We start from the raw sequence: 14,460 nt of genomic DNA, 5'->3' as shown, positions 1-14,460 counted from the left end.
GCGCCGGGTGTGCGGGGGCTTCTGGCCGGTTCGGCTGCGCCGGCCGGCGCGGCGGTGCCACGATGCCGGCAGGGAGCCGTCACCGGCCGAGAGGGGTCAGCGTGAACGCCGTCGCACCGGGCATCCCCTGCTGGGCCGACCTGGCCACCGCGGACCTGGCGGAGGCCAAACGGTTCTACGGTGGGCTGTTCGGCTGGACCGGCCGGGTCTCGCCCCAGCCCGAAGCGGGCGGTTACACCACGTTCCTGCTGGACGGGCAGGCCGCCGCCGGGGTCGGCCCGCCGGCCACCCCGGACCAGGTGCCGATCTGGTCGACGTACGTGGCCACGGACGACGCCGACCTGGTCGCCACCCGGGTCGCCAAAGCCGGCGGACAGGTCGTGGTACCCCCGTTGGAGATCTTCGACCAGGGGCGGATGGCCGTCTTCGCCGATCCGGCCGGCGCGGCGTTCAGCGTGTGGCAGCCGATGGCGATGGGCGGAGCCGAGGTGTTCAACGTGCCCGGGGCGTTGAGCTGGACCGAGTTGGTCACCCCCGACCCCGAGGGGGCGAAGGCCTTCTACGAGCTGGTCTTCGGCTGGCAGCCGGAGGAGCAACCGATGGACCCGGTCCCCTACACCGGTTGGCGGTGCGGCAGCCGGATCGTCGCCGGGATGATGCCGCCGCTGGGTGACGGCTACCCCGCCGACCTGCCGGCGTACTGGTCGGTGTACTTCGCGGTCACCGACACCGACGCCGCCGCCGAGCAGGCCGTGGAGCTGGGCGGCGAGATCCTGGTGCCACCCTGGCACCTCCCGGTCGGCCGGATCGCCGCGCTCCGCGATCCCCACGGCGCCCTCTTCTCCGTCATCACCCTCCACCCCCAGCGGTAAGGAAGGGCCCCTTCTTAACACCCGATCGTGAGAAGGGAACCCCTCTCTACCGAAAGCGTTAACAGGGGGCCCTTCCTTACACCTCAGCGGGGGCGGACGGGGACTACCAGGGGGCCGTGTTCGCCCTGGATCACCCGGACGGTGGCCCGGTAGTGGGTGCCCAGGAGGTCTTCGGTGAGCACCTCCCGGGGCGGGCCGACGGCGGCCACCTGACCGGCGGAGAGCAGCACCAGCCGGTCGGCGTACTCCCCGGCGACCGAGAGGTCGTGCATGGTGGCCAGCACGGTAAGCCCGTGCTCCCGGCGGAGCTGGTCGACCAGCTCCAGCACCTCCTGCTGGTGGCCGATGTCCAGCGCGCTGGTCGGCTCGTCGAGCAGCAGCAGGGTGGCGCCCTGGGCCAGCGCCCGGGCCAGGAAGACCCGCTGCCGTTCCCCACCGGAGAGGGTGGCCAGCTCACGACGTTCGAAGCCGAGCAGGTCGAGCCGGCGGAGGACCTCGTGCACCACGGCCAGGTCGGCCGCTGACTCCCGCCCCAGCGGGGGGATGTACGGGGTACGCCCGAGCAGGACGTAGTCCAGCACCGCCATTCCGGGCGGCACGACCGGCGACTGCGGGACAGTGGCCACCACCCGGGCCCGGTCGCGACGGCGCAGGCGGGCGCTCGGCGTACCGAAGAGCCAGATGGCGTCCGGCGCGGGCAGCAGGCCGCCGACGGCCCGCAGCAGGGTCGACTTGCCGGCGCCGTTCGGGCCGATCACGGTGACCCACTCGCCGGGGGCGACGGTGAGGTCGACCCCGGTCAGCACCGGCACCCCGCCCAACTCCACCCGCAACTGCCGCACCTCGACGGCCGCCGCCCCGGCGGGGTCGGCGGGGTCGACAGTGCCGGCGGGGCCGACAGTGCCGGCGGGGCCGACAGTGCCGGCGGGGTCGGCGGGACCGGCGGGATCCGGGGTCACGAGAGCATCCGGCGGGTGGTGCGCAGGACCAGGACGAAGAACGGCCCGCCGAGCAGTGCGGTGACCACGCCGATCGGTACCTCGGCCGGGGCGGCGGCGGTCCGGGCGATCACGTCGGTCAGCGCCAGGAAGGCACCCCCGAAGAGCAGGGACAGCGGCAGGATCACCCGGTAGCTCGAGCCGGCGAGCAGCCGTACCGCGTGCGGCACGATGATCCCGACGAACCCGATCAGGCCGGTGGCGGAGACCGCCGCGGCGGTGCCGAGCGAGGCGGCGGCGACCAGCAGGTACCGGGAACGTTGCGGGTGCAGGCCCAGGCTGCTGGCCTCGTCGTCGCCGAGGGAGAGCACGTCCAGTTCCCGCCGGTGCAGCAGCACCACGACCACGGTGACCAGGAAGTACGGCAGCACCAACCGGACGTCGGCCCAACCGGCGGTGGCCAGCCGCCCGAGCAGCCAGGAGTAGACCAGCTGGATGCTGTCGGCGTTGCGTTGCAGCAGGTAGGTCTGCCCGGCGGAGAGGAACGCGGAGACGGCGACCCCGGCCAGGATCAGCGTCGCCGGGGAGCGGCCCCGGTCGCCGGCCGCGCCCAGCAGGTAGGTCATCAGCACCGCGCCGAGCGCGCCGACGAACGCGGCCAGCGGGATCGTCACCGGCATGCTGCCCGACCCGTCCCCGCCGCCGCGCAGGGCGATCGCCGCGGTGACCGCCAGGCCGGCCCCGGCCGCCACCCCCAGCAGGTACGGGTCGGCCAGCGGGTTGCGGAAGACGCCCTGGTAGCAGCCGCCGGCCAGGGCGAGCAGTCCACCGACGAGCAGACCGAGTACGGCCCGGGGCAGCCGTAGCTCGGTGATGATGGCGATCTCGCGCTCGGTCAGGCCGCTCTCCAGGCGTACCCCGGGAATGAGGTTGAGCAGCTCGACCGCGACGCTGCCCGGCGGAAGGCTGACCGGGCCGAACGAGACACCGGCGACGAGCGCGAGCCCGACGGCGGCGATACCGGCGACCAGCCAGCGCGCCCGCAGTCCGGCGGGCGCGCTGGCCGAACCGGCCGACCGGGCCGGCCCCGCCGTTTTGCCCAAACCCGCAGCCGGGCCCGGACCCGCCGATCTGCCCGCGCCGGCCGACGGACCCGGACCGGCCGACTTGCCCGGACCGGCCGACGGACCCGGACCGGCCGATTTGCCCGGACCGGCCGGCACCGCCGGTCGCGCGGCTCGCGGTCGGATCAAGGCCGGGTCGACCTGCGGTAACCGACGGCGGACCAGGTCACGCCGGCACCTTGGCGACCGCGTCGACGATCGACCGGAGCAGGTCGACCACGCGCGGGCCCCACCGGGAGGCGATGTCGTCATCCAGGGCGACTACCTGGTTGTTCTTGACCGCGGTCAGGCCGGACCAGCCGCTGCGCGCCTTGACCGTCTCCGCCGACTGCTGGCAGCACTTGGTGTCGGCGAGGAAGACGAAGTCCGGGTCCGCCTTGATGATGGACTCCTGGGAGAGCTGCGGGTAGCCGCCCTGCTTGCCGTCGGCGTCCGCGGCGTCGGCGATGTTGGTCAGTCCGACCTGGGCGTAGAGCGAGCCGATGAAGGTCTTGCTGGTCGCGCTGTACAGCTCCGGCCCCAGCTCGTGGTAGTACGTCAGCTTCTCCGCCCGTTGCGGCAGGTCCGCGACCAGTTTGGTGATCTCGTCGCGCATCCGGGTGGTCAGGTCGGCGGCGGCGTCGACGTTGCCGGTGAGCGCGCCCAGCTCGGTGATCTGCCGGTACGAGTCGTCAAGCGTGGTCGCCGCCGGGGCCAGGAAGACCGGGATCTTCAGCTTGGTCAGCTGGTCGACGATCTTGTTCATGTCGTTGGAGAGGACCACCAGGTCGGGGTCCTTCGCGGTGATCGCCTCGGCGTTCGGCTGGAAGCCGGACAGGTCGCTCTTCGGGGCGTCCGCCGGGAAGTTCGACTGGTCGTCGACGGCGGTGACCTGGCTGCCCGCGCCGATGGCGAAGAGCATCTCGGTGGCGGTGGCCGAGAGCGAGACGATCCGCTCGGGCCGCTTGTCGAGGGTCAGCTCGCCGACCGTCACCGGGTAGGCGGCGCCGCCCGGGGTGGGGCCGGCGGCGGGCTCGTCGGAGCCGCCCTGGGCGCAGCCGCCGAGCGCGAGCGCGGCCACCGCGATCGCCGCGGTGAACAACCTGGGGGTACGTCTGGACATGCTGGTGCCTCCTGTCGGTCGAGGAGTCTGGTGCTTCGCCGACAGGGGACCGGGGCCGCCCATGGGCGAGGCGCCCTTCCTCGAGAGCGCGTATCGCGACCGCGCCGCAGGCGACCTGGCTCATCCCCGTACCGGTCCGGCCGGTGGGCCGATCCGATCGACCCCGGCCGGACGGCCGGGCACGCCGAACGGCGCCGGCCGGAGGGGCCGGACGCCGCGGCTGGGGCATCACAGTTGCGGGACAGCGCCGGTTTCGCACCGGCTTCGCTGCGGACGATCGGTAGCACCGTAGCGCACCTGCGCAGGATGCTCTTTCCCGCAGGTGGCGCGGGGTGACCTGGACACCACCGCCGAAGCCCGCCGGGTGCCCGGCCCAGGTGTTTGGAAGGGCCCCTTCCTATACAGAAAGCGTTAACAAGGGGCCCTTCCTTACCAGGGGTTAGCAGTATTGGGATTGTTTGTTGATGGCGCGGTAGGGGCAGTCGGCGTACTCGCTGAGCAGCAGCACCGCCTCCTTGTTACGGGAGGTCTGCGCCGGGATCACCTCGTCGGGCGGGTAGAAGCCGCCCCCGGAGGCCGAGCCGGGGTACATCTCGAAGGTGTACGCCCAGATCTTGTGCTGCCCCCACATCCAGTCGATGCTGTCGCCGTCGGTGATGTAGAGGTCGCTGGACTGCTGCGGGGTGTAGCCGTTGGTGGCCGCCATCTGCTGGCCGAGCGTGGCGAAGGTGTTGTACTGGTCGGCGGTCATGCCGGTGGCGGTGTTGTTGTACGTGTAGCCGAACGGCCAGAGCACCAACTGGGAGTAGGTGTGGAAGTCGATGTTCGCCTTGATCTGCTGCACCCCGCCGACGACCCGGCCGTTGACGAAGTTGCGCAGCGCGGTGGTCTCCGGTGCGGAGAAGGCCGACGGGCCCCGGTAGGTCTCCGACGACTTCACGCCCGACGAGCCGCCGCAGCAGCCCCACTGGTAGGACCAGTTGCGGTTCAGGTCGGTGCCGACCGCCGTCGTACCGCTGTTGGGCTGCCGGTTCTTGCGCCAGGAGCGGTACGAGCCGGTGGCGATGTCGTACTCGCTGCCGTCGGGGTTGACCGTCGGCACGATCCAGAGTTCCCGGGTGTTGACGATGTTGGTCACCCGGGAGTCGGTGCCGTACGAGTCGGTGAAGAGGTTCAGCAGGTAGATCGCCATCTCGACGGTGAGGTGCTCGCGGGCGTGCTGCTGTGAGTTGAAGAGGATCTCCGGCTCGTTCTCGTCGGTGCCGACGTTGTCGGAGATCTTCACCGCCATCAGGTCGCGTCCCTCGTACGACCGACCGATGCTGATCTTGCGCGCGATGCTCGGGTGGTCCGCGACGACCTTGTTCACCACGGCGGTCAGCTCCGCGTAGTCGTGGTAGTTGCTGTCGGCCGGCGGGAAGGCCGTGGTGCCGACCCCGTCGGTGGCGTGGTCGTGCTCGTGGACCGGGGGCGCGGGGACCGCCTCCAGCCGGAAGCCGAGCCGGGTGATCGCGGCGGCCTCGGCCCGGGTGGCCGAGACGTGCAGCACGCCGTGCTCGACGTAGTCGATGGCGGCACCGGTGCCGGCGACCGCGGTGCGGTCGGCGACGGTACGCGGACCGAGCACCCGGTAGCCGGTGGCGGCCGGCTCGGCGGCGCGTTCCGGGGCGGGCCGGGCGGCGACCGGTGCGCTGACGGCGGTCACCAGGGCCAAGCCGGTGACCACAGCCAACGCCAGCCGGCGACGGAGGGGGGTACGGATCATGCGAGCCTCCTCGGGTGCGGCGCGCCGCGTTCTGCGGCGACCTTCGGCACCCACTCACATGGTCATATCAATGTCCTTCGCTGCGGCTCTCATCCCGAGCACGTCATCATCCCGGCGGTATCCTGCCCCCGTCGACCGGAACCCGCACGTCAGTCCCGCCCGCCGGACGGGCCGGGCCGCTCGTCGGCGGGCTGGTCCCCAGTGGTGGGCCGGTCCCCGGCGGTGGGCCGGTCCCCATCGGTGGGCCGGTTTCCGCCGGGTCGGTCCTCAGTGGCGGGCTGGTCCTCGCCGGCCAGGGCGGAACGGAGCCGCTCCTTCTCGGTCCGGCGGCGGGTCGCCGCGCCGGCCATCTCCTCGGCCATCTCGTTGCGCCAGCTGCCGAGCAGGAAGAAGGAGAGCGCGGCGGAGAAGACCAACGCCAGCAGCAACCGCAGGAAGACGCTCATGTCGACCAGCCAGAGCGCCCCCAGCACCACGACGAACAGCCCGATCCGGCCCAGTGTGTACTTCAGCGCCGCGCTCACGTCGCCACTCCCTCTCCCACTTTCCAGGTCCACCGGGCAGGCCCGGCGCGAAGGTCAACCGGGCGGGCCCGGCGCGAAGGTCAACCGGTCCGGCGGGCCAGCCAGCGGACGCCGGGGAACCAGATGGTCGCGTACGCCACGGCGAAGGCCGCCGCCGCGAGCGCGCCGGAGGCCAACGCGGGCAGCCCGGCGGCCAGCCCGGCCACCAGCAGCCCGGCCAGCACCCCGGTCACCGCGGCCACCAGCGCCGCGACCACCCGGGCCGCGCCGAACTCCCAGGCCCGGAAGTCGTCCCAGAACAGCCAGGCCGGCAGGATGATCGCCAGCCAGCCGTTGGCGCTGCCGAAGTCGCCCGCGCCGAAGGACGCGAAGGCGGCGTCGAACAGCACCAGCGCCAGCACCCCGATGACCACCCCGGCGAGGCTCACCCCGAGCAGGTCGCCCAGGGTGAGGATGCGCCCGTCGGTGTCACGTCGGGGAAACCCGCCAGCTTCACTCATGTCGTGGTCAGCGTACGGGTGCGGTCAGGCCCAGACCTGTTGCGGCTCGGCGCGGCGCTCGGCCAGTGACGGGGCGGGGTCGTACTCCCGGACCACCTCGTAGCGGGTGTTGCGCTCGACCGGCCGGAAACCGGCGTCCCAGATCAGGTGCAGCAGGTCGTCGCGGTGCATGGTGTTCGGCGTGCCGTACGAGTCGGCGTCGTGGGTGATCTTGTATTCGACCACCGAGCCGTCCAGGTCGTCGACGCCGAAGTTCAGCGACAACTGGGCCACCGACAGCCCGTGCATCACCCAGAAGTTCTTCAGGTGCGGGACGTTGTCGAAGAGCAGCCGGGAGACGGCGAAGGTCTTCAGCGACTCGGCCGGCGCGGCCATCGTGGTGCGGGCCTGGATCCGGTTACGGATCTTGCCGTCCGCGGAGTCGACGAAGTCGTGCTGGTAGCGCAGCGGGATGAAGACCGCGAAGCCGCCGGTCTCGTCCTGCAGCTCACGCAGCCGGAGCACGTGGTCGACCCGGTGCCGGGGCTCCTCGATGTGGCCGTAGAGCATCGTCGCCGGGGTCTGCATCCCCTTGGCGTGGGCCAGCGCGTGGATCCGCGACCAGTCCTCCCAGTGGCAGGCGTGGTCGACGATGTGCTGCCGGACCTCCCAGTCGAAGATCTCCGCGCCGCCGCCGGTCAACGACTCCAGGCCGGCGTCCATCAGCTCGTCGAGGATCTCGTCCGCGGTCAGCCCGCTGATCTTCTCGAACCACTGCACCTCGGTCGCGGTGAAGCACTTGAGCTTGACGTTCGGCAGCGCGGCCTTCAGCTCCCGCAGCACCTTGGGGTAGTAGCGCCAGGGCAGGGTGGGGTGCAGGCCGTTGACGATGTGCAGCTCGGTGAGCTGCTCGTCCTCCATCTCCTTGGCCTTGCGGACCGCCTCGTCGATGCGCATCGTGTACGCGTCCTTCTCGCCCGGCTTGCGCTGGAACGAGCAGTACGCGCAGCTCGCGCTACACACGTTGGTCAGGTTGAGGTGCCGGTTGACGTTGAACATCACCCGGTCGCCGTTGAGCTCGGTGCGCCGGTGGTGGGCCAACCGTCCCAGCCAGGCGAGGTCGTCGCTGTCGTAGAGGGCGATCCCGTCCTCGCGGGTCAGCCGCTCGCCCGCGTACACCTTCGCTTCGAGCTCACGCTTGAGTCCGGCGTCCATCGAAAGCCACGTCCCTTCCACTGCGGTCCGGGTCGAGCCTACGTCGAACGGACGAGTAGCCGGCAGTACGGTCGGCCATCAGCGACGCAGTTCACCGCACTCTCAGGATCCTGTTACCCCCGCACGCATCGACATCGGCAGCGTGGTGCGGTAGGAAAACTAGGGGGGCGACACACACTGGCTGCGCACACCGGCCGCAGCGCCCCCGATCGGCGCGCCCACCGGCGCGACCAGCGCGGGACGAGGAGCGGAATGGTCGACAGCGGGCACGGGCGACGACGGCGACGGAGCAGCCCGGTGATCTCGCCGGTGCTGCGGCCGAGGCTCTGGGCTGCCCTACTCGGTGCCGTCGCCGCAGCCGTGTTGAGCGCACCGGCATACGCCGAGCCGGCCCTGCCGACCACGGTGCCCGACTCCGGGTCCCGCCCGGTCGCCGCCGGCGGACTGCAGCTGCCGGGCGGACAGCCGGGCGCCGGCACCCCGGTCCTGCCGGGGGCCCCGGGCGCACCGGCCACGCCGGTCGTCAACCTCGCCACCGGCCCGTTGGCGATGCAGATCAACACCGCCCAGACCCAGCTCGGGCTGCTCGGTGACCAACTGCTCACCCTCGAACAGCAGCGGACCGAGGCGCAGTCCCAGCTGGCCACCGCCACGCAGAACCTGGAGCTGGCCCGCCAGGCCCTCACCGAGGCCCAGCGGAAGGTCGACGTCGCCGCGGCGGACACCCTCAAGGCCGCCGCCGCGCTGCCGTCCGGCGAGTTCGGGCAGGACCTGCACGAGCTCGGCCAGCTCCAACGGATCGCCCGCGGCGACAAGGTGACCGGGGCCAGCACGGCCACCAGTGGCGAGCTGACCCGGGCCCGCAACGGCGAGCGGGTGGCCGTGGAGGCCTTCACCGCCGCCGAGTCCCGGGCCAAGGGCGCTCAGACCCAGTTCGCCACGGTCGAGCAGCAACGCCGTACCCAGGAGACGCAGCTGCTCAAGCTGCGCAAGGACAACGCCGCCCAGCTGGTCCAGATCGAGCGCCAGCAGGACGCCGCCGAGCAGCGGCTCGGCACCGAGTACGTCAACGCGGGCAGCGGCGACGGAGCGACCGCGCACCCCCGGGCGATGGCGGCGGTGCGGTACGCGCTGGCCCAGCGCGGCGACCCGTACGTCTGGGGTGCCGAGGGGCCGGACACGTTCGACTGCTCCGGCCTGGTCTGGGCCGCGTACCGGTCGAAGGGCGCCGACTACTTCGACCTTCCCCGGGTGGCCCGGGACCAGTACCACGCCACCCGTTCCCGGACGGTGGGCCGCAGCGACCTGCTCCCGGGTGACCTGGTCTTCTTCGCCTCGGGCAGCAGCTGGCAGTCGATCCACCACATGGGGATGTACATCGGCGACGGCCGGATGGTGCACGCGCCCACCACCGGCGACGTGGTGAAGATCTCCCCCGTCGGCTGGTCGCGGCTGTACGCGGCGACCCGGGTGATCGGCGCGGTGCCCGGCAAGCCCACGCCGGCACCGGTGCCGCCCGCGCCGAAGCCCCCGAAGCCGCCGGCGCCGAAGCCCACCCCCGAGCCGAGTACGCCGCCGAAGCCGATCCCGACGCCGACCACCAAGCCGACGCCGACGCCGACCACGCCGCCGACCACGAAGCCACCGGTGACCCCGTCGCCGTCAACCACGCCGACCACGCCGGCCCCGACGCCGACGCCCACCGAGTCGGAGTCGCCGTCGCCGTCGGTCTCGGCCAGCAGCACGCCCACCCCGCAGGGCAGCGGCGAGTCGGCCGCCGAGACCCCGACGCCGGCACCGGGCACCAGCCGGGCCGACTGACCCTGGGCCAGCCACGGCGGTGGGGTGCCGCCAGCTACGGCGGTGGGGTGCCGCCAGCTACGGCGGTGGGGCGCCGCCAGCTACGGCGGTGGGGTGCCGCTAGCTACGGCGGTTGATCACGGTGAAGGCGGTCGCCCCCACCGCGGCCTGGGCCAGGAGCAGCAGGGCGAGCATCATCTCCACCGGGGCGCCGAGCCCGATCGCGATCGCGGCGACGCCGGTGAGCGGGACGGCGAGCAGGCCGAGGACCGCCAGGGAGCGGGTGAGCACCGCGTCGTCCCGTTCGTCGCCGGTCTGGGTCCAGGCCCGCTCGAAGGTGGTCGCCCGGTCCGGCCGCCTGGTCAGTCGCCAGAACCCCACCGCGACGCCGACCAGCCCGACGGCCGCCCCCATCAGGAAGCCCGAGCCCATGTTCCCGGGGCCGTGTTCGCGCAGCAACAGACCGGTGGGCACCACCACCGCCAGGATCACCAGCAGAAGCCCGAGGAAGATGACCGGCTGCCTGCCGCCCCGCTCCCGGGTCTCGGATACGTGCCGCTCAGTCGACATGAAAGATCTCCTCCACGGTGCGCTGGAAGTGCCGGGCGATGGCGATCGCCAGCGGAAGTGACGGGTCGTAACGGCCGGTCTCGATCGAGTTGACGGTCTGCCGCGAGACGTTCAGCACCTGGCCCAACTCCCGCTGGGACAGCCCGGCTGCCAGCCGTAACTCTCGAAGGTCGTTTCTCATGCCCGCCCAATGTGTCAAGCAACCTTGTCTAGTCAAGACTGCTTGACGCGGGCGTCCATGTCAAGGTCACTTGTCACCCGAGATGGCGTACCCGATCGCGCGGTGGCTCGGCGGTCGTCGACTCCGGCGACCGGCCGGCGGAACGGCTCACTCCGGCTGTGCTGCGCGGCCGGAGTATGGCACCGTGACACCAAGCACTCCCGGCCTCACCTCACGGGTCCGGGCGCGGGCGTCGGCGCGGAGGACGAGCATGGGCGAGCAGCAGGTTCCGGTGGAGACGGCGGACCCCGGTCCCACGCCCGATCCGGCGGGACGGGAGCCTGGCCCGTCGGAGGCCGCGGCACCCGCCGCCGGCACCGGCCGGGCGCAGGTAAGCGTCGCCAACCGGACGGCACCGCCGCAGGACGCCGGGTGGACCCGCCCCACCGGCGGCACCATGTACCGGGCCAGGTCCTCCACGCAGGAACGACCGCCGGCCAGCGGAGCCCCGAAACCGGCCGCCGCCCCCGCGTCGGACGACGCCCCGCAGGTGGCGAGCGGCACCACGCCGGCCTCCGCCGGAGCGATCCCGCCACCCCACCCGGCCCAGGGCACCCGGCCGGCCGGACCCCAGGTGCCGGCCCAGCGCACCGGTGGCTCCGAGCCGGGACCGGCGCGGGCCAGCGCCGCCGTACCCGGGCTGGTCCGGATCTCGGCCGCCGACGCTGCGGACGCCGTCGCCGCGTCGGCCACGCCGGCCAGCAGCCCGAAGGTGTACCGGTCGACCCCGACCGGCCACGCGCCGGCCGAACAGGCCTCCACCGAGCAGGCCTCCGCCGACCCGGCCCGGCCACCGGCCTCGACTCCCGAGCCGGCACCCAGTCCGTGGCCCGCGCACACGCCCGAACCCGCCCCCACCCCCGAGCCCGTCCCCACCCCGGAGCCGGAGCCGGTCGGGCCGCCGACCCCCGAGCCCACCCCGGAGCCGGTCGGGCCACCTACCCCGCCCATGCCGGAGCCGGAGCCGGTCCCGACGCCGGTACCCCCCGGCCCCGGGCCCGTACCCCCCGCACCGGCGCCGTCCCCGCCGGTGCCGACGCCGCCCGGCCCGCCGGTCCCACCCCCCGGTCCGCGGATCCCCCCGCCGCCGGCACCGCCCGGTCCGATGCCGGCGCCGCCCTTCCCGCCGCCGCCCGCCACCTCCCCGGCGTACGCCCGCGCCAGCGCAACCGGGTCCGCGAGCCCGAACCGACCGGTCTCCACCCCGCCGGTGACGCCGGCCCAGCCCCGTTCCACCTGGTCACCCCCGAACACCACCGGCCGGTACGACGGCGGCCCGGACCTGGCCAGCACGGTGTACGGCAGCGGCACCGACGGACCGGGGTTCAACACGGTCTCGTTGCCGCCGGGCAATCCGGCGGTGGAGAACTCCGGCTCGCTGACCGGGCACATCCTGGCGCAGGGCTGGTCGGAGCCGTCCAACCAACGGTCCAGCAACACCCGGGTGGTGATCGTGCTCGCCGTCGCGCTGACCCTGCTGGTGGCGATCAGCGTGCTGGTGGTACTGATCGGCAGCGATCTGATGGACAACCTGCTGGGCGGTGCCGCCGCGGGCTGACGGGGCCGGCGCGCGGGTGAGTCCGCCCACTACCCCCGTACGGCCGGTGGCGACCTCGCCGGCTCCCCGTACACTGGTGGGGATCACTGACCCGGCGCGGACGACCGCGCCCCTGGGCGATCTTGCGGGCGATCCGGCGGCACTTCGAGCTGCGACGGGGCCATCGCGAAGATGCGCCCCGCTCGAAAGGCTCTTCTTGACCACCATTGCTGTTCCCAGCACGTCCCCGACCGCTCTCGACCAGCCGGAGACCACTCCGGCCAGTACCGACCAGCCCGGCACCGTTCCGGTGAGCGCCGTTCCGGTGAGCGCCGACCAGAGCGACGCCGTGCCGGTCAGCGCCGTGCCGGCCGACGCCGAGGTGTCGGTCACGGCCGCGCCGGACTTCGCCGCGCTGGGCCTGCCCCCGGCGCTGGTCCGGGCGTTGGCCCGCCAGGGCATCGACACGCCCTTCGAGATCCAGCGGGCCACCGTGCCGGACGCCCTCGCCGGCCGTGACGTCCTCGGCCGGGGCCAGACCGGCTCCGGCAAGACCCTCGCCTTCGGCCTGCCCCTGCTGGCCCGGGTCGCCGACGGCGGCCGGGCCCGGCCGCTGCACCCCCGGGCCCTGGTCCTGGTGCCCACCCGGGAACTCGCCATGCAGGTGAACGACGCCCTGGTACCGCTCGGCAAGTCGGTAGGCGTGTTCCTCAAGACCGCTGTCGGAGGGGTGCCGTACGACCGCCAGATCGACGCGCTGCGTCGGGGCGTGGAGATCATCGTCGCCACCCCGGGCCGGCTCGGCGACCTGATCGCCCGAGGGGTCTGCCGGCTGGACGACGTCGAGGTGACCGTGCTCGACGAGGCCGACCAGATGGCCGACATGGGCTTCCTTCCCGAGGTCACCGAGCTGCTGGCGAAGACCCCGGCGCGGGCCCAGCGGCTGCTCTTCTCGGCCACCCTGGACGGTGACGTCGACGCGCTGGTCAAGCGGTTCATGACCGATCCGGTCACGCACTCCACCGCGCCGGCCACCGCCGCCGTGTCCACCATGGACCACCACATGCTGCTGATCCCGCCGCACGACAAGTTCGCGGTGGCGGCGTCGATCGTGGCCCGGGACGGCCGGACCATGGTCTTCGCCCGTACCCAGCTGGGCGTGGACCGGCTGGTGGAGCAGTTCGCGGCGGTCGGCGTCCGCGCCGGTGGACTGCACGGCGGCAAGACCCAGCGGATGCGTACCCGCACGCTCGCCGAGTTCCGTGAGGGCCGGATGAACGTGCTGGTCGCCACCGACGTGGCCGCCCGGGGCATCCACGTGGACGGGGTCACCCTGGTCCTGCACGTCGACCCGCCGAAGGACCCGAAGGACTACCTGCACCGGGCCGGGCGTACCGCCCGTGCCGGCGAGTCGGGCGCGGTGGCCACCCTGGTCCTACCCAAGCAGCGCCGGACCACCCTCGCCATGCTGGAGAAGGCCGGTGTGGCACCGGCCGAAGCCCGGGTACGGGCCGGTGACACCGCGCTGGTCGAGCTGGTCGGTGCCCGCGAGCCCAGTGGCGTACCGGTCCGCGAGGAGCCCGCGCCGGCCCGTCGCCACGACAGCCGGTCGGCCGGTCCGCGCCGCTTCGGTGACCGCGGCGAGCGCGGTTTCGGTAGCCGGGACGAGCGCGGCTTCGGTGACCGGCGCGAGCAGCGCTTCGGTGGCCGGGACGACCGGAGCTTCGGTGAGCGGCGCGAGGGCGGCTCCGGTGACCGGAGCTTCGGTGACCGGCGCGAGGGCGGCTCCGGCGACCGGAGCTTCGGTGACCGGCGTGAGGGCGGCTCCGGCGACCGCGGCTTCGGTGACCGGCGTGAGCAGCGCTTCGGCGACCGGCCGGCGCGGCGGTTCGGTGACCGCGACGATCGCTCCTTCGGCGACCGCCCGGCCGGTGACCGCGGCTTCCGGGACCGCCCGGCCGACGGACGCGGCTTCGGTGACCGCCCGGCCGACGGACGGGGTTTCCGGGACCGCCCGGCCGGCGGACGCGATTTCGGTGACCGCCCCCGGGGCGAGCAGCGTTTCGGCGACCGGCCCGGTGGTGAGCGAGGCTTCCGGGACCGCCCCACGGGCGAGCGCCGGTTCGGCGACCGGCCGCAGGGCGAGCAGCGCTTCGCCGACCGGGGCGACCGGACGGGTGACCCGCGCGGCGAGCGCCGCAGCGGTTTCCGGCCGGACGGCCGCGGCCATGACGACCGCCGGGGCCAGGGCGGCCGGGCTCCCGCACGTACCCACTGACCGACCCGCACCCTCAGCGCCGCCTCGGGGAGGTGG

Annotated in this window: 12 protein-coding genes and 1 pseudogene; 4 read left to right on the top strand and 9 right to left on the bottom strand. The window is 73.3% G+C overall.

The annotated features are described in order from the left end of the window. The first annotated feature begins 62 nt into the window (after window positions 1-62). A complete protein-coding gene (locus tag ACN28G_RS27810; protein ID WP_421480689.1) occupies window positions 63-872 on the top strand; it encodes a VOC family protein in 810 nt (269 codons plus the stop codon). 83 nt (window positions 873-955) lie between these two features. Here the strand turns inward: ACN28G_RS27810 and ACN28G_RS27805 are convergent, their stop codons facing one another. The 7 genes and pseudogenes from ACN28G_RS27805 to mqnE form a co-directional block, all read right to left on the bottom strand. Further along, a complete protein-coding gene (locus ACN28G_RS27805; RefSeq protein WP_421480989.1) occupies window positions 956-1,714 on the bottom strand; it encodes an ABC transporter ATP-binding protein in 759 nt (252 codons plus the stop codon). 113 nt (window positions 1,715-1,827) lie between these two features. Further along, window positions 1,828-2,913, bottom strand: coding sequence for a FecCD family ABC transporter permease (locus ACN28G_RS27800; protein WP_091445773.1), 1,086 nt, complete (start codon window positions 2,911-2,913; stop codon window positions 1,828-1,830). Between the two features lie 187 nt (window positions 2,914-3,100). Next, window positions 3,101-4,036: an ABC transporter substrate-binding protein gene (locus tag ACN28G_RS27795; RefSeq protein WP_091433348.1), complete on the bottom strand. Its 936-nt coding sequence runs from the start codon at window positions 4,034-4,036 to the stop codon at window positions 3,101-3,103. Between the two features lie 442 nt (window positions 4,037-4,478). After that, window positions 4,479-5,801, bottom strand: a pseudogene (locus ACN28G_RS27790) (M14 family metallopeptidase); the annotation flags it as partial. A 149-nt stretch (window positions 5,802-5,950) separates the two neighbouring features. Continuing rightward, window positions 5,951-6,325 (bottom strand): DUF4229 domain-containing protein, encoded by a 375-nt coding sequence (locus tag ACN28G_RS27785; protein ID WP_421480688.1) that lies wholly within the window; start codon window positions 6,323-6,325, stop codon window positions 5,951-5,953. Between the two features lie 80 nt (window positions 6,326-6,405). Next, entirely contained in the window at window positions 6,406-6,825 is a 420-nt protein-coding gene (locus ACN28G_RS27780; RefSeq protein ID WP_421480687.1) for a hypothetical protein, read from the bottom strand. 24 nt (window positions 6,826-6,849) lie between these two features. Next, on the bottom strand, window positions 6,850-8,019 hold the full coding sequence (gene mqnE, locus ACN28G_RS27775) for an aminofutalosine synthase MqnE (RefSeq protein WP_421480686.1): 1,170 nt from the start codon (window positions 8,017-8,019) through the stop codon (window positions 6,850-6,852). Between the two features lie 252 nt (window positions 8,020-8,271). On the opposite strand from mqnE, the gene ACN28G_RS27770 reads away from it, so the two are divergent. Continuing rightward, window positions 8,272-9,840, top strand: coding sequence for a C40 family peptidase (locus ACN28G_RS27770; protein WP_421480685.1), 1,569 nt, complete (start codon window positions 8,272-8,274; stop codon window positions 9,838-9,840). A 99-nt stretch (window positions 9,841-9,939) separates the two neighbouring features. On the opposite strand, the gene ACN28G_RS27765 is transcribed toward ACN28G_RS27770, so the two are convergent. Both ACN28G_RS27765 and ACN28G_RS27760 read right to left on the bottom strand, forming a co-directional pair. Further along, complete coding sequence (locus tag ACN28G_RS27765; RefSeq protein WP_217628760.1) at window positions 9,940-10,389, bottom strand: hypothetical protein; 450 nt, start codon at window positions 10,387-10,389, stop codon at window positions 9,940-9,942. Beyond that, window positions 10,379-10,570 carry a helix-turn-helix transcriptional regulator gene (locus ACN28G_RS27760; protein WP_091433327.1) on the bottom strand — a complete coding sequence of 64 codons (192 nt, stop codon included), beginning with the start codon at window positions 10,568-10,570 and terminating at the stop codon, window positions 10,379-10,381. Before ACN28G_RS27760 ends, ACN28G_RS27765 begins: the two co-directional genes overlap by 11 nt. A gap of 250 nt (window positions 10,571-10,820) precedes the next feature. On the opposite strand from ACN28G_RS27760, the gene ACN28G_RS27755 reads away from it, so the two are divergent. Next, a complete protein-coding gene (locus ACN28G_RS27755) occupies window positions 10,821-12,167 on the top strand; it encodes a hypothetical protein (protein WP_421480684.1) in 1,347 nt (448 codons plus the stop codon). Window positions 12,168-12,495: 328 nt separating this feature from the next. After that, complete coding sequence (locus tag ACN28G_RS27750; protein ID WP_421480988.1) at window positions 12,496-14,424, top strand: DEAD/DEAH box helicase; 1,929 nt, start codon at window positions 12,496-12,498, stop codon at window positions 14,422-14,424. Window positions 14,425-14,460: the final 36 nt, after the last annotated feature.

This window comes from Micromonospora sp. WMMA1923 (assembly GCF_049179195.1).
GTDB lineage: Bacteria > Actinomycetota > Actinomycetes > Mycobacteriales > Micromonosporaceae > Micromonospora > Micromonospora yangpuensis.
The sequence above is the reverse complement of the archived record's forward strand: the minus strand, read 5'-3'. Positions and strand labels throughout refer to the sequence as shown.

Coding starts and splice junctions, on each gene's coding strand:
- ACN28G_RS27810 (WP_421480689.1), top strand. CDS start 63: ATGCCGGCAGGGAGCCGTCACCGGCCGAGAGGGGTCAGCGTGAACGCC.
- ACN28G_RS27795 (WP_091433348.1), bottom strand. CDS start 4,036: ATGTCCAGACGTACCCCCAGGTTGTTCACCGCGGCGATCGCGGTGGCC.
- ACN28G_RS27780 (WP_421480687.1), bottom strand. CDS start 6,825: ATGAGTGAAGCTGGCGGGTTTCCCCGACGTGACACCGACGGGCGCATC.
- mqnE (WP_421480686.1), bottom strand. CDS start 8,019: ATGGACGCCGGACTCAAGCGTGAGCTCGAAGCGAAGGTGTACGCGGGC.
- ACN28G_RS27770 (WP_421480685.1), top strand. CDS start 8,272: ATGGTCGACAGCGGGCACGGGCGACGACGGCGACGGAGCAGCCCGGTG.
- ACN28G_RS27765 (WP_217628760.1), bottom strand. CDS start 10,389: ATGTCGACTGAGCGGCACGTATCCGAGACCCGGGAGCGGGGCGGCAGG.
- ACN28G_RS27760 (WP_091433327.1), bottom strand. CDS start 10,570: ATGAGAAACGACCTTCGAGAGTTACGGCTGGCAGCCGGGCTGTCCCAG.
- ACN28G_RS27755 (WP_421480684.1), top strand. CDS start 10,821: ATGGGCGAGCAGCAGGTTCCGGTGGAGACGGCGGACCCCGGTCCCACG.